Source organism: Pseudomonas sp. VS40, assembly GCF_018587885.1.
Lineage (GTDB): Bacteria > Pseudomonadota > Gammaproteobacteria > Pseudomonadales > Pseudomonadaceae > Aquipseudomonas > Aquipseudomonas pergaminensis.
In genome coordinates this window covers 43,976-68,499 of the sequence record NZ_JAGYWD010000010.1, presented here as the reverse complement: position 1 = coordinate 68,499, position 24,524 = coordinate 43,976, and the positions used below count along the sequence as shown (strand labels likewise).

The 24,524-nt window shown below is 60.9% G+C and carries 16 protein-coding genes and 1 pseudogene; 11 read left to right on the top strand and 6 right to left on the bottom strand.

Translation table 11 applies throughout. The features are described from left to right. Positions 1 to 21 precede the first annotated feature (21 nt). Positions 22 to 4,293: an Mcf1 protease effector domain-containing protein gene (locus tag KHP07_RS25060; protein ID WP_250883726.1), complete on the bottom strand. Its 4,272-nt coding sequence runs from the start codon at positions 4,291 to 4,293 to the stop codon at positions 22 to 24. A gap of 345 nt (positions 4,294 to 4,638) precedes the next feature. Here KHP07_RS25060 and KHP07_RS25055 point away from each other — a divergent pair, with 345 nt between their 5' ends. Continuing rightward, entirely contained in the window at positions 4,639 to 7,989 is a 3,351-nt protein-coding gene (locus KHP07_RS25055) for a hypothetical protein (protein WP_214498204.1), read from the top strand. A gap of 118 nt (positions 7,990 to 8,107) precedes the next feature. Here KHP07_RS25055 and KHP07_RS25050 read toward each other — a convergent pair whose 3' ends face one another. Further along, a complete protein-coding gene (locus KHP07_RS25050) occupies positions 8,108 to 8,323 on the bottom strand; it encodes a TOBE domain-containing protein (protein ID WP_003173733.1) in 216 nt (71 codons plus the stop codon). Positions 8,324 to 8,641: 318 nt separating this feature from the next. On the opposite strand from KHP07_RS25050, the gene KHP07_RS25045 reads away from it, so the two are divergent. From KHP07_RS25045 to KHP07_RS25035, 3 genes are read left to right on the top strand one after another with little or no spacing between them, the layout of a single operon-like run. Continuing rightward, positions 8,642 to 9,598 carry an aliphatic sulfonate ABC transporter substrate-binding protein gene (locus tag KHP07_RS25045; RefSeq protein WP_214498203.1) on the top strand — a complete coding sequence of 319 codons (957 nt, stop codon included), beginning with the start codon at positions 8,642 to 8,644 and terminating at the stop codon, positions 9,596 to 9,598. Positions 9,599 to 9,608: 10 nt separating this feature from the next. Then, a complete protein-coding gene (locus KHP07_RS25040) occupies positions 9,609 to 10,430 on the top strand; it encodes an ABC transporter permease (RefSeq protein WP_214498202.1) in 822 nt (273 codons plus the stop codon). Then, a complete protein-coding gene (locus KHP07_RS25035) occupies positions 10,427 to 11,143 on the top strand; it encodes an ABC transporter ATP-binding protein (RefSeq protein WP_099491254.1) in 717 nt (238 codons plus the stop codon). Before KHP07_RS25040 ends, KHP07_RS25035 begins: the two co-directional genes overlap by 4 nt. Before the next feature lie 83 nt (positions 11,144 to 11,226). On the opposite strand, the gene KHP07_RS25030 is transcribed toward KHP07_RS25035, so the two are convergent. The 4 genes from KHP07_RS25030 to KHP07_RS25015 all read right to left on the bottom strand — a co-directional run bounded on the left by KHP07_RS25030 (position 11,227) and on the right by KHP07_RS25015 (position 14,497). Next, on the bottom strand, positions 11,227 to 12,153 hold the full coding sequence (locus KHP07_RS25030; protein WP_078048266.1) for a FecR domain-containing protein: 927 nt from the start codon (positions 12,151 to 12,153) through the stop codon (positions 11,227 to 11,229). Beyond that, positions 12,150 to 12,668: a sigma-70 family RNA polymerase sigma factor gene (locus KHP07_RS25025; protein ID WP_214498201.1), complete on the bottom strand. Its 519-nt coding sequence runs from the start codon at positions 12,666 to 12,668 to the stop codon at positions 12,150 to 12,152. Before KHP07_RS25025 ends, KHP07_RS25030 begins: the two co-directional genes overlap by 4 nt. Positions 12,669 to 12,760: 92 nt before the next feature. After that, positions 12,761 to 13,378: an LbetaH domain-containing protein gene (locus KHP07_RS25020; protein ID WP_214498200.1), complete on the bottom strand. Its 618-nt coding sequence runs from the start codon at positions 13,376 to 13,378 to the stop codon at positions 12,761 to 12,763. Positions 13,379 to 13,420: 42 nt separating this feature from the next. Continuing rightward, positions 13,421 to 14,497: a sigma-54 interaction domain-containing protein gene (locus tag KHP07_RS25015; protein ID WP_214498199.1), complete on the bottom strand. Its 1,077-nt coding sequence runs from the start codon at positions 14,495 to 14,497 to the stop codon at positions 13,421 to 13,423. 403 nt (positions 14,498 to 14,900) lie between these two features. Between KHP07_RS25015 and KHP07_RS25010 the strand changes: the two genes are divergently transcribed. From KHP07_RS25010 to KHP07_RS24980, 7 genes and pseudogenes are all read left to right on the top strand, one after another. Beyond that, complete coding sequence (locus tag KHP07_RS25010; protein ID WP_078048262.1) at positions 14,901 to 15,968, top strand: ABC transporter substrate-binding protein; 1,068 nt, start codon at positions 14,901 to 14,903, stop codon at positions 15,966 to 15,968. 14 nt (positions 15,969 to 15,982) lie between these two features. Then, a complete protein-coding gene (locus tag KHP07_RS25005) occupies positions 15,983 to 17,209 on the top strand; it encodes an alpha/beta hydrolase family protein (protein WP_100490854.1) in 1,227 nt (408 codons plus the stop codon). 12 nt (positions 17,210 to 17,221) lie between these two features. Further along, entirely contained in the window at positions 17,222 to 18,427 is a 1,206-nt protein-coding gene (locus KHP07_RS25000) for an LLM class flavin-dependent oxidoreductase (RefSeq protein ID WP_100490855.1), read from the top strand. A 4-nt stretch (positions 18,428 to 18,431) separates the two neighbouring features. After that, positions 18,432 to 19,988: an ABC transporter substrate-binding protein gene (locus KHP07_RS24995; RefSeq protein ID WP_100490856.1), complete on the top strand. Its 1,557-nt coding sequence runs from the start codon at positions 18,432 to 18,434 to the stop codon at positions 19,986 to 19,988. A 153-nt stretch (positions 19,989 to 20,141) separates the two neighbouring features. Then, positions 20,142 to 22,703 carry a TonB-dependent receptor plug domain-containing protein gene (locus KHP07_RS24990; protein WP_214498198.1) on the top strand — a complete coding sequence of 854 codons (2,562 nt, stop codon included), beginning with the start codon at positions 20,142 to 20,144 and terminating at the stop codon, positions 22,701 to 22,703. Between the two features lie 19 nt (positions 22,704 to 22,722). Continuing rightward, positions 22,723 to 23,808 carry an LLM class flavin-dependent oxidoreductase gene (locus KHP07_RS24985; protein ID WP_214498197.1) on the top strand — a complete coding sequence of 362 codons (1,086 nt, stop codon included), beginning with the start codon at positions 22,723 to 22,725 and terminating at the stop codon, positions 23,806 to 23,808. Positions 23,809 to 24,008: 200 nt separating this feature from the next. Further along, positions 24,009 to 24,466, top strand: a pseudogene (locus tag KHP07_RS24980) (REP-associated tyrosine transposase). Positions 24,467 to 24,524 lie beyond the last annotated feature (58 nt).

Sequence of the window (24,524 nt, the reverse complement as noted above, 5' to 3'; positions counted from 1 at the left end):
CTGTTGCTACTACCCGGTGACTCAGGCTTGGAACTTGGGACCTTCGACTTTCACACTGCTGACCTGCGCAACACGTGTGCCTGAACCCGGCTGGCGTGGCGCGTTGATTGCCATCATCACACCGTCATTGGTGATAAATGCCAACCGTGCCTTGTCACTCGTTGAATCGTTGGAGAAAGCATTCTGGATCAGCAGTTGACGTTCGCTTCCAGGTTCATCCCCCTTCAAATTTACAGTCAGGTCCCCCGAGGGGGAAACGCGCCACCCCGACACCTGTGCCGCGCTGTAATCAAGCCTGATGATACTGTTGTTCGGGTCCTTGATGGTCACCCCCTTGTCGCCTTTATTGACGATGTAGGTATTGGGGCCACCCTCTCCGACAACGGTAGCGCCGCCATTGATCACGACAACGTTGGAGCCCTTGCCGGTCAGAACTACGTCTTTCTTGCCGTTCAGGGTAAACAGATTGCTATGGTCATCGCCCACGATATAACTTTCGCCATTTTCAACCGTGGCGGCATTTGAAAAATCATGAAAATAGGCGATGGGAGAAGTACCTTCTGTTTTCGAGTCTGGCGTACTGACTGAAATCATTCCGGTCTTGAAGTCAATGACATGCCCTGAATAGCTGGCGGTTTTAGTGTCGTTGCCTTCGGTGTAAGTGGTACTCAAACTGCCGGAAAATACCAATGTGTTACGGCCCCCGCCGCCCCAGAGCTCAGTGGCTTTTTTACTGAAACCTTTATTGTTCTGGGTAGCCCAGACCTGCTCTGCTTGCTGTCGGGTCTGACGGGCATCAGCGTTGAAGAGAAACGTATCATCAACCTCTCCCCCACTGATCAGTTTTTTCCCTCCCCCCAACAAAAAGTAGTTGGGTTTTCTGAATATTCCTGCCACCTCGTCATCGCCATCGCCCAAGTCCCAAAGCGTGGCCTTTCCTGACCCCTGTGCACCTTCCACAGGCTTGATCGACATGCCGTTCCAGGAATCGGCAGGTGCATTAATACGATCATTGCCACCCTTGATGCTGACGGACGGGACCTTCCCATCCACTTTGATCAGGTTCAGCAAATAGGTGATCGGCGCCCACCAGTGCTGGCCTGTCAAGCCCACCTTCCCCGGCACTTGCGTAACGACTACGTCTGCAGAGCCAAATACAACACGTTCAAAATGGTCTTTGCTCGGGCCGTCCAAGAATGCTTGATGGTATTCCCTCTTCTGCGTGTCGTACTCCTTGGCATATTTCGCTTCCAGATAAGGCTTTACGACATCAAATTCCGGGGCAAACCCCAGGAATGCCTTTAGGCCGACTTCGAACTTTTTCGAACCGGGCAACGGCGTGTACTCATTGATGTCCTCCACACTCCGCACGGCCGAGTAAATCGCTTGCACGCTCATCAATATTGCCGCCGCTGCAAGCCCCGCCGGCCCGGCAGCACTGGCGCCGGCCAGAAATGCGGCGCCCAAGCCTATCGAAGTCACCGCATTGGTGACAGCGAGTGCGCCGTTGACATAGTGATCCTGTGCTTCTTTACCGTTACTGCCAGCCGCTTTCTTAAACGATTCGACGGCATTGTAGATATCAAAAGGAACACTGATAGCGGTGCCGGCAATACCCGCGACCTTTCCAATCATCTTGCCTATAGTGGAGGACTGAAAGCCCATTATCGTCGGCGTCATCTTTGTGACTGCAGACTGCGCCATTTTGTTGAGGCCAACCTCGACCCCCATCCCGACATAGTCAGACGCTACAGCGCTCACGGCGATGCCCCCCGCCGTCGTATCGCCGCGTTGGAAACTCTCTATGGAACTGCGCAGCCCCTGAAATGTGCTGAACGCCTGGAAGCCGAGGCCAGCGACTTTGGTTTTACCCCCCGGAGTACTGGACGTTTGTGCCGTGGAGAAAAAATCTGCAGGCAGCGGTTTACCGCCGCGCTCCAATTCACGCATCGCAGCAGCCTGTTGCGATGTGTCACGCAGAGACTTCTGGAACGACTCAGGGACAAGACTGCCGTCGCCGCGGGTCGCCAAAGGCCCAGCGACGGGACTGCGTTGGGCCGCAATTGCACTGATGATCTGTGTCGCGCGCGCCCCGACCTCAGTCGATGAAGATTTCAAAAAAGTCAGGAGACGGTTGTAGTCGATCTCCACGTCGCCGCTGATACTTCCCTGGGCATCCGTGGGCACTGTGTCTATAAGTGCCTTGCCCTTGAGGTGCACGCCCATTTTGTAGAGTTCGACCCGACTGACGCTCATTTCCCCGATTCGCAAGGGGGCGCGGGCGTCATCGAGTGCTTGCAGGCGTTTTACTTCAGACTCGTCAATCGCCCCCACCGCTATGGTCGGTGATGTGCCCGTTTCGACCGGCAGATTCGGCTCGCTCGGTGGCTGCGTGGTGGCGGGGGGTGGGGCGTTACCCGCTGGAGCGAAAAGCCTGTTGAGTGCGGCATCGGTTTCGACATCGAGCTTTCCATCGTATAAGCGCGCAGTGAAAGACTCCTCGATAAAATCTCCTGGACTTCTGGTTGCGCGTGCGCTGACTTTGTCGCCGCCGTCGCGAAAGGGTTCCTTGTTGTTAACCACCTCAAGGAATCCTTGGGAGTCTGCTTTGTAATAGTCCAACATCCCCAGCTTTCCCGCGACCAGCGCAGCTTGTCTGGCTTGAACCTGGCCTTGCTGGCCAATTCGATCAGCAACCGCGTCGTCATTTGCAGAGGCTGGCGCAAAAAAATCATCGCCGATGATCAACGTCGGCGGGGTATTAAAGTACAGCCGTGTTTCCGGTTGGTCGCGAGGGTTGGCAATAATCACCCTGACTTTGTTCCCGATAGCCTGCGCTGTGGCCGGGGCCTTCTGCGAGAGTTTCCTCAACGCCTCGTCCACGGCATCTCTCACCCGTGCAGCCCTGTCTGGGTCCCCACCACCATTGCTCTTTATATCAACGGTCTTACCCTGAATAGTTTCACTTTGAAAATGCGTCGGCTGACCGACTTTATCCTCAGCCAACCAGGCACGGTCTTTTTCCATCCGCTCAAAGACGTAGGGGTACTCAACGGGTGCAGCCGCGTCATTGATCGCATTTGTCAGGCGCTGCGCCAGTGCTTCCATGACCGGTATGAGTTTTGACGTTGGGTGACTGGCGATGAATAGTTTGATCAATTCCAGCACGCTCATTGCCTGGTGATACTGCGGCATACCTTTGCTGGCCTGCATTTTTTCCAGCCCCGCTACCACCCGGTCATAATCTTCCATTGCGGTCTTTTCGGGGATATGAGTCTGAAGATGGGCGTCTTCTAACGTCGGCAACCTTGAAGCATTGAGCACCTTGACAGTGTCCAGCCCACTCAAAGGACGGTCGTACATGAACTTGATATCATTGGATGCGCCGGATATCTGCGGAATGTAATCACGATTAAACACACTGATAAGATATTTCGGCTCACCCGGGAAGCCTTTCAAGGGTTGAATGAAATGTTTCAGAGCGGGGTCGGTAAATATCTTCGCCAGTACATTTTTAAATAGTTGCTCAGACACCGACTCAGTAAAACCCGTATTAGGATCACTGAAGTAATACGTCCGCCCCCCCTTTGGGTCAACGATAACGCCAGCGGTCAGACGATGGCCCTCACTGCTGATCAAGAGCGTTTTTGTGGCAGGAGAATTGAGCAACTGGGGGGCGATATCTGTGTAGGGCGCAACCTTCACGGTGGCGGGATCATGCGCAATCCCACGATTTTTTACACGGGCCTGTACCTCGGTAATTCTCTGGAAAAACGCCTGGGACTCCGGCGTATCCGGATTGGCAACCGCGTAGTAGAGGTTACTCAGAAAAGTCTCGTGTTTCCCTTCTGCCACCGCCAGGGAAAATAAATGTGAAAACCCGGCACACTCTCCTTCCGCCAGCTGGTTGACCATGGACAGATAGTAACTTTGTGGCGCAGGAGTGACCTTTACTCCATGGGTTGAGATTACCTTCGTGAAGGTACTCAACAGGCTTTGAGTACGGTTGATAACCCGCTGCTCAGCCAAGCGCTGCAACGCGCCCATTTGCTCCGGGCTTAGTGTGTTATCCACCGCAAGCCTCATGAGCGCCACATCGCTCATTGATCTGGAATAACCCGGCAATGCCACTGAAGCAGGCGCGTTATAACCTCGCGAGTATTCAGCACGGGTAAACTCATGTTTAGCGAATGTAACTTTTGCTTGAAACAATTCGGGAACATCCGCATCCGGAATGCCGTTGGCGTGGGTATGTCGATCATCCCCGGAAGCACCCGACACATCCCGGCGCATGCGACTGTGGTCGGGTGTTTCTTTGTATAGGGCGCGGGGAACGTCACTATCAGGCAGATTGGCAGGCTGAGTAGTCGGCAAGGCGATGGAGGATGGTATTCGCACGGGAAGTCTCACGGTCGTGTTATGAGGTTTGCCATCCCTGTAGTAAATGTTCCTGACTCTGGCCAACCTATCGACCTGGCAACATTGCGCCCATCAGAATTTTCCGCTCACGCCTTACAGTGGTGTGTACATTTATGTCGCCGGCAGACTCAATTCACAACTTTTCGCAACGAGCGCCGAACCCCTGCTGTTACTGTTTTTGCCGACCGCCGCAATCGGCAACAGCAGGAGTTCCATGGCATGACGACCCAGCCCCTCGATCGCTCGTCCGACCCCAAAGCCCTTCCCCGCACGCCACCCAAGTCCGGCGCGCCGTTTCACGTGCTGCTCAAGAACAGCGCCAATAACAAAAAGGTCGAGGCCCACGACAAGACGCCGTCCGGGCTGGATGCGAGCAAAAAGGACGGCTATGAACTGGCCGCCAAGGATGCCGCCGCACCCCCTGCCCTGGCTGACTACAAGGCCATCGGCCCACCCGATGAGGTCGGCCCCGGGTTGATTCGCTATGAGACCCAGGACGGCAAGAAAGTTATCGTCAGCGAGCAGGACAGCCCCGAGCTGTTCAAGCAGGTCAGCCAGGACTTCAAGTCGCTCTCCGGCGTGGTCGCCAGCCAGAACGCTGGCTACCAGAGCCTCGGTGCCGACGGCAGCGCGCCGGCGAAACTCGCCGATTACAAATCCCTCGGCCCACCGGATGAAACCGGCCCGGGCGTGATCCGCTACGAAACCCAGGACGGCACCAAGGTCGTTATCAGCCAGCGCGACAACCCCGAGGCGTTCCAGAAGGCCAAGGAAGCCTATGAAAGCTTCACCGGCCTGGCGACCAGTGAAGACGCCGGCTACAAGCGCGCCAGTGACAATGAGGTGTGGCCACCCTACGGCGGCACCGCCGTTGGCCCTGTCGATGAAGTCGGCCCAGGCTTGATCCGCTTTGAAAGCAACGGCCAGAAGATGGTCGTGGCCCGCGATGACAACCCCAAGCTATTCGACTACCTGGCGGGCCTGCATGCGGTCTATACCGACCCCGGCAAGAAAGCCGTGGTGGAAGGCGAACTCAATAACGGCGCGGTGCTGGCGGATGCCAACACTCCGGTGCCGGGCCTGAACGACTACAAGAACTTCAGTTGGAACAACGACCAGAAAGACCACATCCTCACCTACGAACTGCATGACGGCACCAAGGTGGTGGTGTCGTCCGACGTCAGCCCCGAGCTGTTCAAACGCGTCGCCACCGCCAACGAAACCTGGGCAAAAATCCACACCAGCGAGGGCGAAGGCTACAAGCTGGCCGGGCCGAACGACTTCCTGAAGAACACCGACATCACCTTCGGCTCCCCGGATGAGCTGGGCGATGGCCTGATTCGCTACGAAACCAGCGAAGGCAAGGTGATCGTCTCCAAGGAACTCAGCCCGCAGCTCTACGACGATGTGGCCGCCAAGTGGGAAGCTTCCAGCGCCAGTTCGGTGGACGACACCCGCGCCAAGCACAACCTGCCCAAGTCCGATGAGCTGGATGTGCTGAACATGGACACCGGCGTGCACGCCGATGAAAAGGATGACAAGTCGCCGACCCTCAGCGTCAGCGAACTGGCCACCACCCAGTTGATCGACACCTACCGTGCGGGCGTGAAGGACGGCTCGATACCCAAGGACGACCCACGGGCCAAGCTGGTACGTGCCCTCGAAGCCCAAGCCGCATACCAGAACGGCCATGGCATCACCGGCTACGAGGAAGCCAAGCGCCCGTTCAACACCACCTGGCGTGAGTTCGATGACAAGCAGACCGAGCTGACCTCGGCCGACATGCACGACATCATCGACGGCAAGGCCGTGCAAAAGCAGATCGGTGAACTGTTCAACGACCCTACCGTGCAGGCCGACTACAAGTCGAAGATGGACGAGGCGATCAACAAACTGCCGAACAAGGACGAGATCAAGCAGAAGCTGCTGGACCTCACCTCCAACCCGGAATACGTGCTGTACCTCAAGGACCTGCAGAGCCAGGGCAAGACCTACGAGGCGCAGAAAGACCTGAGCGACACCCTCACCTCCTTGCAGCTGTTCGACCCGGAGGCGGCGAGCAAGGCGGCGCAGAATATCCAGGCCGACGGCCTGACCACTGACCTCAATGCGATCCTGGCGGACCCGAGCAAGATCTCCGACGAGAACAAGGAGTTGGCCACCAAGGACTTGTTCGGCCTGCTCAAAGGCGTGCTCAAGGGTAACGTCCTGGACTTGCCGCGTCGCACCCAGGAAACCCTGGAAAAATTCCTCAACGAAGGCCTGCAAGGCAAGGAAAAATCCGCCGCCGTCACCAAGGCCCTTGAAGAGCTGGGCGACGTGTACAAGAAAAACGGCGTGATCAGTGAAACCGACCTGAAAACCGCATTGAGCAAACCCTACATCCCCGTGGCGGATCGCGGCATGCTCGGCGAGGTGTTCAACACCCTCAACAGCAAGGGCATCCTCGGCTCGCTGGGTGCCGGTGTAAGCCTGTTTTCCGGGATTTACCAGCTGGTCGGCAAAGGCGGCAAGCTCGGTGAAACGCCAGCCCAGCGCATGACCATTGCCAAGGACTTCCTGAGTTTTGCCGGCGGCTCCAGCCACTTCGTGCGCCTGGGCGACAAAATTGGCGAGAGCCTGGGCAAAGGCGGCCTGGTGGACTTCCTTGGGCTGGACAAGACCCTGCCGGAAATCTGGGGCAAGACCGGCATGCAGGAGCCGAATTTCGAGTTCCGCGTCAGTGAATTGCCGTCTGAAGTCAAATCCAAGATCGCCACCGCGCTCGACGCCGTGCCGGACAGCCAATATGACGGCATCTCAACGCTGTTCGGCGACGGCGACAAGGCCGTCACTGAGGCCACCGAAGGCTTGGCCACGCACCTGGATGACGGCCTCGCTGCTGCGGGTGCGGCCAAGCTGGGCGCGTCCAAATCGGCGAAGATCGCCGGTTCCGTGATCAAGGTGCTCGGCCCGGCCACGGACATTGCCGGGGGGTTTGCCGACATCGTGTTGGGTGCGCTGGCGATCAAGAGCGGCGTGAAAGACAAGGACCCCTTGGCCCAGGCGGCCGGTGGCCTGCAAGTGGCCGGCGGCGCGTTCGGCGCCTCTGCCGGGGTGCTGGGGGCGGCAGCGCTGTTTGGCGCGGGCACGGCGGCGGCACTCACCGGGCCGTTGTTCCTGGTGGGCGTGGTGCTGGCGGTGGTGGGCGGGATCATCGGCTACTTTGTCGACCACAACAAAAAGCAGAAGGCCACCGAGAAGGAAAACGACTGGTACCGCGACCTGGCGGGCGACGGTCTGTTGCAGGACAACTGGGCCGACAAGGTTGAATACGCCCACTACGAGATCCACCATTACGGTGGCCGTGACGCGCCGACCGATGACAGCATCTTCCGCTTCCAGCAATCGGAGTGGGAACACTTTGACGAAACGCCGCAAAAAGGCGGCTCGTCGAGCAATCGCCTGGACGGGGGCTTGCACAAGGACTACAAGGATCCGAACGAGAAACCCAAGAACCTGCCCAGCGATGCCCCGCCGGAAAGACCGCAGCCCCATCCACCCGGCGGTTCAGGCCCGAAAATCGCCTGAGTGTACGCAAAGCAAAATGTGGGAGCGGGCTTGCTCGCGAAAGCGCCATATCAGTGATGAATGTATCGACTGACACTCCGCATTCGCGAGCAAGCCCGCTCCCACATTGGGATTGGGTTCACAGCTTGGCGATGGACACTTCGGTGGACTTCACAAAGGCAATCACTTCACTGCCCACTTTCAATTCCAGGTCACGCACCGAGCGGGTGGTGATCACCGAAGTAACGATGCCGGACGCGGTCTGTACGTCGATTTCCGACACCACTTCCCCCAGTAGGATCTCCTTGATCACGCCCTTGAACTGGTTGCGCACGTTGATCGCTTTAATGGTCATGTCGGCTTTCCTTTTGGCTGTTGGGTCAATCCGCACGAATGCGCAGGCCCTCAAAATGCGCCATCGACAAAGATATTAAAAGGAATATATAACTCTTTATTTATTCGATACAGATATATGCAAGCTGTTGCACCACCGACAGTTGATCAACAATTTGCCCGTTCCCGCTACAGCCTTATCCTCCGCAAGCCCAGCAAACACGCGTCCGATAGAGATGGCACAGAGACTGCATATTCCTGAAAAGCATGATGGAACATGCCGATTCATTTTTCTGAATATAAGAAAAACCTTCTCTCAACGCCTTGCCGGAGCTGTTCCATGAAACCCTTCACCCAACGCTTACTCGGCGCCTGCGCGCTCGCCCTGTGCCTGCAACCCCTGGCCCATGCCGCCGAAACCGATCCCGCCGAAGTCAATCTGGACTATGCCTACTACTCGCCCGTCAGCTTGGTGCTCAAGCATTTTGGCTGGCTGGAACAAGCCTTGCCGCAATCCAAGGTGGGCTGGGTATTGAGCCAGGGCAGCAACCGTTCCCTGGAATACCTCAACAGTGGCGGTGTGGATTTTGCCTCGTCCGCCAGCCTCTCCGCCGTACTGAGCCGCGCCAATGGCAGCCCGATCAAGTCGGTGTATGTCTACAGCCGCGCCGAATGGACCGCCCTGGTGGTGCGCAAGGACTCGCCGTTCAAGAGCGTCACCGACCTGAAAGACAAGAAGATCGCCGCCACCAAAGGCACCGACCCTTACCTGTTCACCCTGCGCAGCCTGCAAAAGGCCGGGCTGAAAAAGGACGATGTGGAACTGGTGCACCTGCAACACCCGGATGGCCGCACTGCCCTGGAGAAAGGTGACGTAGACGCCTGGGCCGGCCTCGACCCGCACATGGCCGCCAGCGAAATCCAGGCCGGTTCGCGCCTGCTGTACCGCAACAAGGATTTCAACAGCTACGGCGTGGTCAGCGTCACCGAGAAGTTCGCCAACGCGCATCCGCAGACCATCACCAAAGTGCTTGGCGCGTATGAAAAGGCTCGGGATTGGGCGGTGAAACACCCGGATGAATTCGCCAAGCTGCTGGCCGACGAGTCTGGCCTGCCGCTGGAAGTGGCCAAGCTGCAACTCTCGCGTACCGACCTGAGCACACCGTTCTTGAGCAGCAAGGATGTAGTGTCGTCCAAAGCGGCGGCACCGATCCTGGTGTCCGAAGAGTTAGTGCGCAAAGGCGTGAATGTGGACCAGGTGATCGACCAGTTGATCGACACCTCGTTCGGCCACTAAGGAGCGCGTGATGACCAGCAAAACCCAAGCATTGCCCCTGGCAACACCCGTGACGATCAACCGCAGTGCCTGGCCGAGGCGGCTCAAGGGCCTGGTGTTGCCGGTGCTGATCCTGCTGGTGCTGGAGGTGGTGGTTCGGGTGGGCTGGCTGCCGTCGTACCAGATGCCGGCGCCCAGTGAGATCGCCGTGACCCTCACGGATCTCGCTGAAGGGGCGTTGTGGAAACACATCAGTGCCAGTCTCGGCCGCGTGCTGCTGGGCTTCTCCATCGGCGCCAGCCTGGCGTTGGTATTTGCCGCCTGGGTCGGCTTGAGCCGTGAGGCCGAAGCCTATCTGGAACCGACCTTCGCCGGGCTGCGCTCGATTCCGAGCCTGGCCTGGGTGCCGCTGTTGCTGCTGTGGCTGGGCATCGACGAGACGTCGAAGATCGTGCTGATTGCCATCGGCGCGTTTTTCCCGGTGTACCTCAATGGTGTCGCCGCCATTCGTGATATCGACCGCAAGCTGGTGGAAGTCGGGCAAATGTACGGCTTCAGTCGCTGGCGCCTGGTGCGGCGCATCCTGTTGCCGGCCGCCCTGCCCGGCCTGTTTACCGGGTTGCGCAGCGGCTTGAGCCTGGCGTGGATGTTTCTGGTGGCGGCGGAGTTGATCGCGGCCACCAAGGGCCTGGGTTACTTGCTCAGCGATGGGCGTGAAACTTCACGACCGGACATCGTGCTGGCGGCGATCATCGTGTTGGCGCTGCTGGGCAAAGTCAGTGATGGCCTGCTCGCCGCGCTGGAGAAACGCTGCCTGGCCTGGCGAGACACGTTCCAGGGAGCAGCACAATGAGCACACGACCGCTGTTGGACATTCACGTCGCACGCAAAAGCTTCGCCAGCACCACCGTGCTGAAAGACGTGCGCCTGGCCTTGCAACCTCGGGAAACCGTGAGCCTGCTGGGCCCCAGTGGTTGTGGCAAAAGCACCTTGCTGCGCATCGTCGCCGGCCTGGAAAAAGACTTCCAGGGCGAACTGCGCAGCCCCGATGGCGAAGTCGCCTTTGTGTTCCAGGAACCCCGGCTGATGCCCTGGCTCACGGTGGAACAGAACATCGGTTTCAGCGATGACAAGCACTACGACAAAGCCTGGGTTACGCAACTGATCGACGAAGTCGGCCTCAAGGGGTTTGCCCAGGCGTTGCCCAAGGCGTTGTCCGGCGGCATGGCGCAACGGGTGGCCATCGCACGGGGCCTGTATTCACGCCCGCAGGTGTTGCTGCTGGATGAACCCTTCAGCGCGGTGGATGCCTTTACCCGCATGAAGCTGCAGGACCTGCTGCTGCAATTGGCCGAACACCATGCCATCGCCCTGCTGTTGGTGACCCATGATGTGGACGAGGCGCTGTACCTGAGTGACCGGGTGCTGGTGATGGACAACCGGCCGAGCAGTATTCGCCAGGCGCTTGCGGTGGATTTGCCCCACCCCAGGGACCGGCGTGATCCGCTGCTGGCGCAGCTCAAGGCACTGTCCTTGACCGAGCTGCAACGCGCCCACGTTATCTGACCCACTCCTTGCAGGAGCCCGGCTTGCCGGCGATGGCGATCTTGAGGACGCCATCGCCGGCAAGCCGGGCTCCTGCGTGGGTGTCAGGTCAGGGATTTGCGCGGTGTGAGGGTGACCCAATAACGCGTGCGTGCATGCAATTCCAGCCCTAGGGTCGAGGCCAGCAGGTTGAGGATGCGGTCAGTGTCGTCCAGGCGAAAACTGCCGGTAACCCGCAGGCTTTCCAGGCTCGGCTCCCAACGCAACACACCCGGCCGATAACGCTCCAGCTCCCGCAGGAAGTCACCCAGCGCCTGGTTCTGCGCGGTCAGCACCCCGTCGCGCCAGCCCAGTTGCAATACATCAAACGGCGCCCAGGCACCCAGGCCATCGGCTTTCAGCGGCGCTTGCTGCCCACCCTGCAGCGTTGCCCTGTGTCCGTTCAGGTCGCGCACCTGGACCGCGCCCTTGAGCACCGACACCAGGCAGCCGCTGGCCTGTTGGCGTACGCACACTTCGGCTTGGCTGACGCTCAACTCGCCATAGCGGGTCTGTACGGTCATGGCCGTGCCACCGGGTAGATTCAGCGCCAACTCACCGTCCACCAGGGTGATGCGCCGCTGCGCCAGGTCCATATCCACCGCTGTCGCCGTGTTGAGTTGCAGGCTACCGCCGTCGGCCAATGGCATGCGTTTGCGCTCGCCGGTGGCGGTGTGCAGGTCGGCGCGCCATGCCTCGATGGGCAATTGACGGCTGACCAGCCAGGCGGTAGGCACCAGTGCCGCGATACCCAAGGCACGCTTGAGCACGGCGCGGCGCCCAGGTTGCGGACGGTCGAGGCTGGCCATCGCCAGGGCCTGGGGCAAGTCGCTGAAACGCTGGCGCAAGGTCTGGGCTTTTTGCCAGGTCTGTTCATGCTGGGGATGGCTGTCGCGCCAGTGCTGCAACGCGGCGTGATCGCGCTCGGTGGCTGCGCCGGACTCCAGCAGCGCCAGCCACTGCGCGGCGGCACGGGCAACGTCGCGACTCACAGGTCCAACAGCAGGCAATGCTCGTAGGCCTGGGCCATGTAGCGTTTGACCGTGCGCTCGGACACGTCCAGGCGTTCGGCGATCTGCCGATAGCCCAGGCCTTCCAGTTGGCTCCACAGGAACGCGCGGCGCACCAGCACCGGCAGGCCATCGAGCAACTCGTCCAGGGCCTGCAGGGTTTCCAGCACCAGCCAGCGCTGCTCGGGCGACGGCACGCAGGCTTCCGGCAGGCTCGCCAAGGCATTCAGGTAGGCCTGCTCAAGGCTACGGCGCTGATGGAAATTCACCAGCAGGCGCTTGCCGACGGTCACCAGATAAGCGCGCGGCTCCTGCATCTGCGCGATCGGCTGGGCGCTGGCGAGCACCCGCAAGAATGTATCCTGGCTCAGGTCCGCAGCATCCCAGGCATTGCCCAGGCGCCGACGCAGCCAGCTCTCCAGCCAGCTACGGTGGTCTCGATACAGGCTCGACAGCGTGAGTTCGGGGGCGTGGGTCGGAACAACAGCATCATTCATGGCTAGCGACCTGCGCGGCGCGAGTGAGTCTCAAATGAGATTCATTCTATTTAATATCGTGCCGACACACCATGCCCTTTTCAACATTGCGTTTATACGCAGGCTTCTCCATCAAACACCTGCCCGCGTCCCACCACACTCCCCGGCTTGAGCACCGCCCCCGGCGCCAGTACCGCATTGGCGCCGATACGGCACTGGTCACCGAGCAACGCGCCAAATTTGTCGCAACCGGTGCGCTGCACGGTGCCGTCGACCCGCACTCGCACTTCCTTGTCATCGCGCTCATTGCGGTAGTTGGCGACGATGCTCCCCGCCTCCAGATTGATCCCGTGCCCCAGCACGGAATCACCGACAAAATTGAAGTGCGCCAGCTTGCTGCCGCTGAACATGAAGGAGGTTTTCAATTCGGCACCGGGGCCGATGATGCAATGCTCATCCAGCCAGCATCCGCCCCGCAACAGCGAACCGCTGGCGATAAAGCAATGCGCACCGATGATCAGGGGCGGCTTGAGCAACGCACCTGCCTCCACGGTGGCAGTACGGTGTATGGCGATTTCATCCTGGATGACGTACTCGTCGGCGGGCAGTTCAGCCAACAACTGGCGAACGACCGCAGGCGCCTGGGTGGCCAGTGCCCAGGGCGTCAGCGCAGCCCAGGGCGCCAGCACCGAATCGGAAAAATAGGCGATGTAGTCAGCAAGTCGGATCAACGTCGAACCCTCCAGCGGTCAGGGAAGTTCGAAAACCTAGCATTACTGGCCGTCGAGTAACACCGGCTTGCCCAGTTCGCCGATTTTTTCCAGGCGCGCACGCACGATATTGCGGCTGATATTCAGCAAGCGGCCGGTCTGCAGCTGATTGCCGTGGCAGTAGCGATAAGCCGCGCGAAAAATCGTCTCTTCGATGTGTTCGTAGAGGTCGGGAATGTTCTGCTCGAACAGAGCATTGAGCGCGCTTTCCAGGTCCACGGGCCCGCTCAGAGCCGGCAGCGCGTGGTTGGCTTCGTCCTGGCGAATGCCCGAGGAACGCATGTCCACCAGGTGCAAATCCGCCGGCTGCACGCGCTGGTTGCGGCACACCAGCAAGGCGTGGTGAATCGCGTTTTCCAGCTCACGGATGTTGCCCGGCCAACTGTGTTCGAGCATCTTGCGCTCGGCTTCCAGACTCAGGCTCGCACGGTTGTAGCCCAGGCGTTGGCAGTGTTCTTCGAGGAAGAACTCGGCCAGCGGCAGGATATCCCCCGGACGTTCACGCAGCGGTGGCAGGCGGATGGTGGCGACGTGCAAACGGTAGAACAAGTCCTCACGAAAATGCCCGGCCACCACCGCGTCGGCCAGGTTGACGTTGGTGGCCGCCACCAGCCGCACGTTGATCGGAATCGGCGTGCGCGAACCCAGGCGCACCACTTCACGTTCCTGCAGCACGCGCAGCAATTTGACCTGCATGTTCAGCGGCAAATCACCGATCTCATCAAGGAACAACGTGCCGCCATTGGCCGCTTCGAACCAACCAGCCTTGTGGGTGGTGGCGCCGGTAAACGCGCCCTTTTCATGGCCGAACAGTTCGCTTTCCACCAGGGTTTCGGCAAACGCACCGCAGTTGACTGCGACAAAGGGTTCACGGCCACGACGGCTCAGATTGTGGATATGCCGCGCGACCAATTCCTTGCCGGTGCCCGTCTCGCCGATGATCAAGGTGTTGGCTTCACTGGGCGCCAGGCGCTCGATGCGCGCGAGTAATTCCTGTGAGCGCGGGTCCTTGAAGACCAGCACGGTGGCACGCACCGACTTGGTCAATTCGCGGGCGTTGGGATGGGTGATCAGCGACATGGTGCATTCCTGGCAGTAAAAGCGCGTGCTCAATAGTGCATGAAGTTTTCTATACCATTTAATTATTAATTAATATTTATATATTCCCTGATCGAATATACCAACACCCCGTCCATGGACTGCTGCTGGAGCAGCAATCGGCCAGCACTTGCGTGTTTGCACATCAGCAGCCGGGGTGAGGCGGCATCCGCGCAGCTACCGCTGAAACCCTTGCAGCATGCGGCCTAGAGCGATTTTCCCAGCGACTGGCATGCAATCTGCTCTCTTCCTGCCAACACAATTCCCGTGTAGGAGCCGGCTTGCCGGCGAGAGCGTTTTTTCAGGCGCTGCAAGGCTTAACGGTCTCATCGCCGGCAAGCCGGCTCCTACAGGGGGGTTGTCCATTCAGGTAGGGAGAACGCCCATGAAAAACCTTTGGCGCAAGACCGTCGCGGCGCTGTTCGGGGTGCTGGCATTCAGCACGGTCCACGCTGAGCCGGCCTCGGTAAAAATCGCCATCGTCGCCTTTACCCAAGGCGGCAAGCCGGTATTCGGCGGCATCGCCGGGCGGGTGATCGAAGAGGGATGGCTGGAAGCGCAATTGCGCGAGCGCGGCGTAAAGCTTGAGTGGATCGCCCTGCCCCACGCCGGCGCCGGTCCGCAGATCAACGAAGGTTTCAGCAACAACAGCCTGGACTTCGCCGTACGCGGCGACTTGCCCTCGGTGATCGCCGGGGCCGGTGGCGTGCCGGGCAAGCTGATCGTGCCCGGCGGCAGCGGCAACAACATCTACCTGGTGGTGCCCGAAAGTTCCAGCGCCAAGACCATCGAAGACCTCAAGGGTAAGCGCCTGGCGCTGCACCGGGGGCGACCATGGGAGTTTGCGTTCAGTAACTTCCTGGCCAGCAAGGGCTTGAAGCTCGACGACTTCAAGATCGCCAACCTCAACCCGCAGGTCGGCGCGGCGGCGGTGTCGGCCGGCAAGGTCGATGCGGCCGTGCTGCTCAGCGAAGCCTATGCCCTGGAAGACAAAGGCGTGGGCAAGATCATCTGGTCGACCAAGCAAGGCAGCAATGACTGGCGCCTGGTCTCCGATTTATGGGGCACCGACACCTTCGTCCAGCAGCACCCGGACATCACTCAATTACTCGCAACCGCTTGGGTCAAGGCCGCCTGGTGGATTTCCCAAGCACAGAACCAGGATGCCTATTACCAGCTGTCCTCCCGCGCCGGTACCGCCGAAAGCGTGCTGCGCCGCGACGACCAGAACGACCCAGTGGCCTGGAAAGAACGCTGGGCGCCAAAAAGCGATGCGCAACTCAAGGCCCACTACCAGGCGCTGACCGCCTACGCCCTGGCCAACCACCTGATTCGCGATACCTACGACATCGGCCCGTCTCTGGCCACCGGCTTCACTAACCAGGCCCTGATCGACCTGAAACTCACCGACTACTGGCCGGCCCTGCGCGGCCAGGTCAGCACTAATCCTTGATAGGGAAATGATTGATGAAACTGCCACACTCCTTCGCGTTCGGTCTCAGCGTACTGGCCTTGTCCATGAGCGTCTTTGCCGCCGATGTGCATGCACCGAAACCCGACCCGCTGCAAGGTGACGGCCGCGTCTCGGCGTTCTACACCTGGGAAAAAGCCATCCCGGCCACACCCGGCAAACTGCTGCGCAGCGAGCCGCTGGACAAGACCCTGAGCCTGGCAAATGCCGCCAGCGCCCAACGCATCCTCTACACCTCCACCGATGGCATCGATAACAAGACGCCGATCGTGGTCTCCGGCGCGCTGTTCCTGCCCAAGGGCAAGGCGCCTGCGGGGGGTTGGCCGGTGGCGAGCTGGGGCCATGGCACCGTCGGCGTGGCGGACGTGTGCGCGCCGTCCTGGCAAGGCCGTTCCTACCGCGATGTGGCTTACCTCAATCGCTGGCTGGAAGAAGGCTTTGCGGTGGTCGCCACCGACTATCAAGGCCTTGGTGTCCCCGGCGGCCACCCATTGCTGAACAGCCGCATGGCCGCCTACGGCATTCTCGATGCCGCCAAGGCCGTGGTCGCGGGTGTCCCCGGCCTGGCCGACAAAGTGCTGATCGTCGGCCAGTCCCAGGGCGGTGCCGGTGCCTTTGCGGCAGCTGCCTATGCCGCTACCTACGCCCCCGACCTCGGCGTCAAGGGCAGCATCGGCACGGGCGTGATCTACACCCTCGACTACGCGAAAAACCCCAGCGAAGAGGTGCGCAACAAGGTCGACCCGACCCTGGCCTACGGTTTCTACACCCTGCTCGCGGCCCAGCAATACGACCCGAGCATCAACCCGGCGGACTTCTACACCGACAAGGCTCTGCCGATCTTCGAACAGGCTCGCACCAGTTGCCTGTTTGCCCTCGAAGGCGACGTCGAAGGCCTGGGCCTGAGCATCGCCAACACCAAGAAAGACTATAAGGGCAAGCAGCTCGCACCCTGGTTGGCGCAGGTTTCGTACCCGACCCTGAAGACCTCCAAGCCGATCTTCATCGGCACCGGCGCCGATGACACCACCCCCGCCGCCGCCACCCAGGTCAAGTTGATGCAGGACGCGTGCAACGCAGGTTCCGTGGTCGAAGGCCACCTGTACAAGGGCCTGGGCCACAGTGCCACGGTCAATGCGTCGCTCAAGGACTCGATACCGTTCGCCCACAAGGTCATCAACGACCAGCCGATCACCCCGGTCTGCGCCCCGACCGCCCAGTAAGCAGGAGGCTTCATGAGCATTGAATTCTTCACTCGCCTGCCATTGCACGGTGAAACCCAGTTCCTGCCCGGCGACCCACGCAACCGCGGCGACTGGCATCGCGGCGGCGCCAACAGCACCGGCGCGGTCTCCGGGTTCAGTGTGGGCGACCACTTCACCTACATCGACTACCTGGGCCAGATTGCCAAGGCGGCTGAGATCAACGGGTTTGGCGGTGCGTTGATGGTCAACGCGCCCACCGGCGAAGAGCCGTGGACGGTCTGCTCGCTGCTGGCCCGCGAGACACGCACCCTGCAGTTCGTCACCGCGTTCCAGCCCTACCACTACACCCCGTGGGTGTCGGTGCAACAAGCGGCCACCTACCAGCGCGCCACTGGTAATCGCCTGGTGTGGAACATCATCAACGGCGGTTCGGATGCGATCCAGCGCCAGGTCGGCGACTACAGCGACCATGACGAGCGCTATGCACGCGCCACCGAGTTCATGGACGTGGTCAAGGGCTATTGGCACAACGAGACCTTCCACTACGACGGCACCTTCTACAAAGCTGACGGCGGTGGCCTGCGTGGCCCGTTGAAAAAGGCCCAGTTGCCGCTGATCTGCACCGCCGGTTCCTCGATTGCCGCGCGGGAGTTTGCCGCCAAGCACGCGGACTTCTACCTGATGCGCGCCGAGCACCCGGATGAAATCGCCGCGCTGATCGCCGACCTGCGCCAACGCGCACTCAAATGGGGGCGGACCGACATCCGCTTCGGCCTGTCGATCGACGTGATCACCCGCGAAACCGAAGAACTGGCGCGCACCGAGGCCAAGCGTTTCTTCGACGAAGGCATCGCCCGTGGCGCGGTCAAGGCCGTGGCCGCCCATGCCGGGCTGCGCACTGCGCGCAAGCTGAGCTACGAGCATGGCTTTGCCGACAAGAACGAGGCCCAGGGGTTTGATGACTTCTTCATTCACCCGAATGTGTGGACCGGCTTCGGTTACATCGGCATCCCTCCGGGCTGTGCACTGGTGGGCAGCTACGAAAACGTGGTGGCGCGGATTCGCGAGTACAACAGCATCGGCATCGATCTGTTCTTCCTCGCCGGCTACCCGCACCTGGAAGAAGCCTATCGCCTCGGCGAGCACATCCTGCCGCACTTTCGCAGCGAGCGCGCCGAATTGAGCCGCGCACAGGAACCGCTGCGTGAACTGCACTCGGCCAACGGTGGAGCCTGATGCGATGACCCTACTCTTGAGCCGCCGGGACTTTCTCGGCTACAGCGCAACGGTCGGCGGCGGCCTGCTGCTGGCCGGTTGCGGCCCCAGCGACGCGCCTGCCGTGGTGGCCGGCGACGACCGACCACGTTATGGCGGGCGGCTACGCCTGGGCATTCTCGATGGCAACCAGAGCGGCAACCTGGACGCGCACAAACCGGTGGGCAGCGGCATCGTTCGCGGCTTTGCGCTGTACAGCAAATTATGGGAGTGGGACGAGCAGATGCAACCGCGCCTGGCCCTGGCTGAACTGGCCGAGCCGAACGCCGATGCGAGTGCCTGGACCTTGCGCTTGCGTCCGGGCCTGGAGTTCCACAATGGCAAGACCATCGACGCCGACGATTTGATCTTCTCGATCCGTCGCCTCACCGACCCGCAACTGGCCTCGCCCTATGCCGCGCTGTTGCACTGGGTCGACCGCGACAACCTGGTCAAGCTCGACAACCGCACCGTGCGCCTGAGCTTCCGAGAAGGTCGCAGCTACATGCCGCTGGCGGAAACCTGGGTCAACTTCGGCGGCATCGTGCCGGTGGACTACCACCCGGTCACCAACCCGGTGGGCGCCGGTCCCTATAAGTTGAAAAGCTTCACCCCCGGCCAGCGTTCGCTGTTCACCCGCTTCGAAAACTACTACAAGGACGGCAAGCCCTACGCCGATGAGCTGGAAATCATCGACTTCAAGGACCAGGTCTCGCGCCTCGCCGCCCTGCGTGCCGGGCAGATCGACATGGCCAATGTGCTGCCCACCGAGCAACTGCCGATCCTGCAAAAAGACCCGCGCCTGCAGGTGATCAAGTCCGTGACGGGCAACTGGCTGTCCTTCGACATGAACCTGGACAAGCCACCCTTCAACGACCCACGGGTGCGCGAAGCGTTTCGCCTGCTGGCCGACCGTGAGGAACTGGTGCGTCGTGCACTGAACGGCCAGGGCCGGGTCGCCAACGACTTGTATGCGCCAAGCGACCCGACGTTCAACCACAGCCTCGGCCCACGCCCCTACGACCCGCAACGCGCGGCGCAACTGTTGAAGGAAGCCGGCCAGGAAAACCTTGAGGTGGAACTGATCACCACCCCCGGCCCCGGCCTGAGTTCCGCGCTGGTGCTGGCCGAGCAAGCCAAGCGCATTGGTGTGACCCTGAAGGTCAAGCAAGTGGACCTGGCGACGTTCCAGGGGCCACTGAAAAACGACTGGACCCTGAGCACCGGCGGCAGCATCGGCGCGCCGTTCCTGGCCAGTGCGATCCACACCGATGCGCCCTTTGCGGTATCGAACAAGACCCACTTCAACGACCCGCAGTTCAGCGAGCTGTTCCTGGCGGCCATGGCCCAGCCCGACCTGGAAAAACGCAAGGTCCTGGTGCACCAGGTGCAGCAGATCCAGTACGAACGCGGCGGCATGTTGATCTGGGGCTACGCCGACCTGCTCGACAGCGTGTCCACCCGCGTCGGCGGTGCGCAGTCGGAAGCGTCATTGTTCAGCACCTGGCGCTTCGAGAAGCTCTGGCTCAAAGACACCGCCTGACCCAATGAAACCGCACCCCCCTCTGTAGGAGCCCGGCTTGCCGGCGATGGGGCCCTCAAGCCCTGCGCCGATCAAACGGACGCCATCGCCGGCAAGCCGGCCCCTACAAAAGATCGTGCGCCCTTCACTCATTTTTTATGGGGCATTTCTGCCATGCACGCTATCGCCTTGCGTTTACCCCTGCTGCTGGCCGCAACCCTGCCGCTGCAGGCTTTTGCCGCCGACACCCAACTGCAGACCGTTACCGTGCAGGCCAGCAGCAGCGAGTCGGATGACGACGCCCTGCCCACCCGTCCACCGACCTCGGTGTATGGCGGCACCGAGACCAAGGTGCTCGACACCCCGCGCTCAGTGGTACAGATCAACGCCGAACAGTTGGCCAACGGCTCGATCCACAGTGCCGACGACCTGGTCAAGTATGCACCGGGGATCACCCGTGGCGGCGGCCAGAATGCCGGGATCGCCCCGCAGTTCCGTGCCCAGGGGTCGGAAATTTTCCAGGACGGCCAGCGCGGTTATGCCGTACGTCACCCCGCCAACTTCAATGCCTATGAAGGCGCCGATATCGTTGCCGGGCCGTCCTCGGTGACCTACGGCTCGGTGTCCGGCAGCGGCGGCTACGTCAACTACCTGAGCAAAAAGCCCAACTTCAATGAGTTCAAGACCAAGCTCAGCGGCGAACTGGGCTCATGGGTACCGGACGGCACATCGCGCAACTCCAACAAGTTCAGTATCGACAACACCGGCCCCTTGACTGACAACCTGGCCTATCGCCTGAGCATCACCAAGCAGCGCCAGCAAGACTTCTACGACAACGTCGACAACAACTTCGACGCGTTCTACGGCGCCCTGGCCTGGCGCAACGACAATGTGCGCGTGGACTGGAACGCCAGCTACGACAACTACTACGACTACAACATCACCCACGGCTGGAACCGCGCCACCCAGGACCTGGTAGACCACGGCAAGTACTACGCCGGCCGTGCCACGCCGATCATCCAGAATGGCAACACCCTGTGGTCGCCGGTACTGGCCTCCGGCGCCGCCGATGCCCCCACCCTTGGCTGGGTGCAACGCCAGCGCAATGCCCAGGGCCAGTACAGCGTGGTCGACGGCAGCTTCCAGACCGCTTCCCCCAATACCCAGGCCAACCCCGGCAGCCTGCGCGGTTGGGTGTATGACCCGACGCTGGCAGGCAATGGCGAGCAGTCCTTGTCCTCCCAGGCCGGGCAGCGCAAGGAAGATGAAAGCAGCTCGCGGCGCTTTACCACGCAGCTGCGCATCGAAGCCGACCTGTCGCCCACCATCACCGTGGCCAACAGCACGTTCTATGAACGTTCCAAGGACATTACCGATGCCGTGGGTGCCTTCCAGGTGCAATCGAAGGACACGATTTTCGATAACCATTTCGAGTTCCGCTCGCGCAATGAAACCCGGCTGGGCGGCTGGACCCTGCGCGATGACAGCAACACCGGCCTGATCTACCGCCGCGAATTCAACCAGTCGATTGCCGCCAACAATAGCTTCGGTTCCACCATCAACGCCTACGACCTGACCCAGAATCCTTCCGGCAAAAACCCCGGCGACCTGTTGGGCCTCGACGGCAGCAACCCGGCCGGTGGCAACGGCGCGTGGATCGGCCAGCCCGGCGTGCCGCAATATTCCAACTACTACGGCTGGCTGAACCTGCCGCCGATGTACGCGGCCGGGCATGGGCTGTATGCCGAATCCCTGGCGCCCTACACCGCTGAAAGCACCTGGACCACCAAGACCCTGTTCAGCCAGCACAACCTCAAGTACGGCGATTATGTCGGCCTGAACATCGGCGCCAGTCGCAGCTGGATCGACGCCGAGATCCATAACCCTTTCACCCTCGCAGGCGGCAATCGGCGCCAGGACAGCGACAACTATCGGTTGTTTGCCTTCCAGGTCAGCCCCTACGTAAAACCCACTGAAAACACCACGCTGTACTACACCTTCGATCGCTCGCTGGCGGTCAATACCGGGTTCTTCTCCAACGGCCTGGGCTGGGGCAGTGGCGCCGGCGCCAACCAGCTCAACCCGCTGGCGTTCCAGAGCCTGAGCGTGTTGCATGAGGTCGGGGTTAAGGTCGAAGCGGTGCCCAACCAGCTGTTCATGACCTTGGCGGCGTTCAAGCAAGCCCGGGACCAGGCGCCCGACAGCAATAACAATATTGCGCGGCTGCAGATCAAGGGCGTGGAAGCCACCGTGCGCTATCAACCGGATGACCACCTGCGCAGCGGCCTCAACCTGTCCAGGCTCAGCGCCTACAACGAGTTCACCTCCCAGGCCGGGTTTGCGTCCGCCGGGTTCATCCCCGACAACGGCACGGTGTTTGGCGATAACAACAGCCTCAACCAGCGGCCTTCCGGACGCTATGACGCGGTGCAGATTCCCGAGTACACCGCCAGCGGCTATGTCGACTACCGCTTCGATTCCGGCTTTGGCGCCGAACTCTCCGGCTGGTGGACCAGCAGCTGGTACCTGAACCTGAGCAAGACGGTAAAGATCCCCAACGAGTACAACCTCGACCTCGCCCTGTACTACCGCCAGCCGCAGTGGAGCACCACGTTGCGGGTGCTCAACCTGACCAACGAACTCAACTTCGTCAGCGGCCTGGCCGGGTCCACCAACACCTTTTTGCAACCCATGCCTGGCCGCACCTTGCTGGCCCAGGTCGACTATCAATTCTGATCCACCCCAGGAGCGTCCCATGTCCATTGAATTTGTCGGCATGATTTTCCCCCGCCAGTGGTCTGAAACCCGTGGCATGCGCAGCCCGGATTTTGACCTCGACTTTATCTGCCATCATGCCCGCGCCCATGAGCATGCCGGCTTCGACCGCGTACTGATCGCCAGCGGCCCGGGCAGCGCCGACAGCCTGCAGATCGCGGCCTACGCGGCGGCGCATACCGAGCGCCTGGGGTTCATGATTGCCCACCGCCCTGGCCTCACCGCGCCCACCGTTGCCGCCCGAGCCTTCGCCACGCTGGACCACACCACCGGTGGCGGGCGCATCCGCCTGCACGCAATCACCGGGATTACCGCCGAGCCGCAGGAAGGCGACTTCCTGCTGGACAAGACCGAGCGCTACCAACGCACCGATGAGTACCTGGAGATCGTGCGGCGCACCTGGACCGCCGACGAGCCGTTCGATTTCGAGGGCAAGTACTTCAACATCAAAGGCGCATTTTCACCGGTCAAGCCGTTGCAACAGCCGCACATCCCGATTTCGTTTGGCGGGTCTTCGGACATCGCCTACCAGATCGCGGTCAAGCACGCGGATTTGTATGCGCTGTGGGGCGAGCCGTTGAGTGGCGTGGCGGAGCAGATTGCCAAGCTCAAGGCCGCCGCTGCGGCAGCGGGCGTTGAAGCGCCACGGGTGAGTTTGTCGGTGCGTTTGATCCTGGGCGCCACTGAGGAACTGGCCTGGCAACGTGCCGAACAGATCCTGGAACAGATCAAGGCCAACCCACAGTTTGCCGCCGGCAGCCCCTGGCAGAAACGCATCAAGGGCACCGGCTCGGAACGCCTGCTGGCCGCCGCAGCCTTGGGCGACCGGCACGACCGCGCGCTATGGATGCCCACCGCCACCGCCGTAGGCGCCTACGGCGACACCACCGCCCTGGTCGGCACCCCGGAAACCGTCGCGCAGGCGTTGTTGGATTATGTGGACCTGGGCGTGACCACGTTCTTGAACCGGGGGTATGACCCGTTGTACGACACGGTGGATTATGGACGGTGGATCATCCCGGCGGTGCGTGAAGAAGCGCGTCGCAGGCAGGCACGCGTTGCGTAGCGGCGCATGACGCCATCGCCGGCAAGCCGGCTCCTACAGTGGATCCTGTGTACCGATGTTTATGCGTACGACACACACCTGTAGGAGCCGGCTTGCCGGCGATAGCGTCCATCAGACACATCCAGCGCCAAAGTCTCACCTCAAATCCCCTGCCGCCGCACTATCCTTACCTGCCTGTATTCATATCAGGAGGACAAGGATTGTCCACACGCCCCCACGCTAAACACCTTCGCACTGGCCGTTACTCCGAAAGTGGTCAGATCTACATGCTCACCGCTGTCACCCAACACCGCGAGCCTGTCTTTGCAGACTGGCAAGTCGGTCGTTCAGTGGTCATCAATTTCGTCAGGCACAAATCGAAGGCCTTGCCGACTCGCTGGCCTGGGTGGTGATGCCGGATCATTTTCATTGGCTGGTCGAGCTCAAACAAAGCAGCTTGCCAGCGCTGATGCTGGCGACAAAGTCCCGTAGCGCCCGCGCCATCAATGCGCGCCTGGGGCGGTCGGGTCGTTTTTGGCAAAAGGGTTTTCATGACCGCGCCATCAGGCGGGAGGAAGATTTGCAGGCCGTTGCGCGCTATATCACCGCCAACCCATTGCGGGCCGGTATTGTAAGGCGCGTGCATGATTATCCGTTGTGGGATGCGATATGGGTGTGATTGCTGAGGACGCAAACGCCGGCAAGCCGGCTCCTACAGTCGATCGCGCGTACATGTG

Bases quoted from the DNA above. Each gene is read 5' to 3' on its own strand.
- KHP07_RS25060 (WP_250883726.1), bottom strand. From the start codon at position 4,293: ATGCGCCGGGATGTGTCGGGTGCTTCCGGGGATGATCGACATACCCAC.
- KHP07_RS25055 (WP_214498204.1), top strand. From the start codon at position 4,639: ATGACGACCCAGCCCCTCGATCGCTCGTCCGACCCCAAAGCCCTTCCC.
- KHP07_RS25050 (WP_003173733.1), bottom strand. From the start codon at position 8,323: ATGACCATTAAAGCGATCAACGTGCGCAACCAGTTCAAGGGCGTGATC.
- KHP07_RS25045 (WP_214498203.1), top strand. From the start codon at position 8,642: ATGAAACCCTTCACCCAACGCTTACTCGGCGCCTGCGCGCTCGCCCTG.
- KHP07_RS25040 (WP_214498202.1), top strand. From the start codon at position 9,609: ATGACCAGCAAAACCCAAGCATTGCCCCTGGCAACACCCGTGACGATC.
- KHP07_RS25035 (WP_099491254.1), top strand. From the start codon at position 10,427: ATGAGCACACGACCGCTGTTGGACATTCACGTCGCACGCAAAAGCTTC.
- KHP07_RS25025 (WP_214498201.1), bottom strand. From the start codon at position 12,668: ATGAATGATGCTGTTGTTCCGACCCACGCCCCCGAACTCACGCTGTCG.
- KHP07_RS25015 (WP_214498199.1), bottom strand. From the start codon at position 14,497: ATGTCGCTGATCACCCATCCCAACGCCCGCGAATTGACCAAGTCGGTG.
- KHP07_RS25010 (WP_078048262.1), top strand. From the start codon at position 14,901: ATGAAAAACCTTTGGCGCAAGACCGTCGCGGCGCTGTTCGGGGTGCTG.
- KHP07_RS25005 (WP_100490854.1), top strand. From the start codon at position 15,983: ATGAAACTGCCACACTCCTTCGCGTTCGGTCTCAGCGTACTGGCCTTG.
- KHP07_RS25000 (WP_100490855.1), top strand. From the start codon at position 17,222: ATGAGCATTGAATTCTTCACTCGCCTGCCATTGCACGGTGAAACCCAG.
- KHP07_RS24995 (WP_100490856.1), top strand. From the start codon at position 18,432: ATGACCCTACTCTTGAGCCGCCGGGACTTTCTCGGCTACAGCGCAACG.
- KHP07_RS24990 (WP_214498198.1), top strand. From the start codon at position 20,142: ATGCACGCTATCGCCTTGCGTTTACCCCTGCTGCTGGCCGCAACCCTG.
- KHP07_RS24985 (WP_214498197.1), top strand. From the start codon at position 22,723: ATGTCCATTGAATTTGTCGGCATGATTTTCCCCCGCCAGTGGTCTGAA.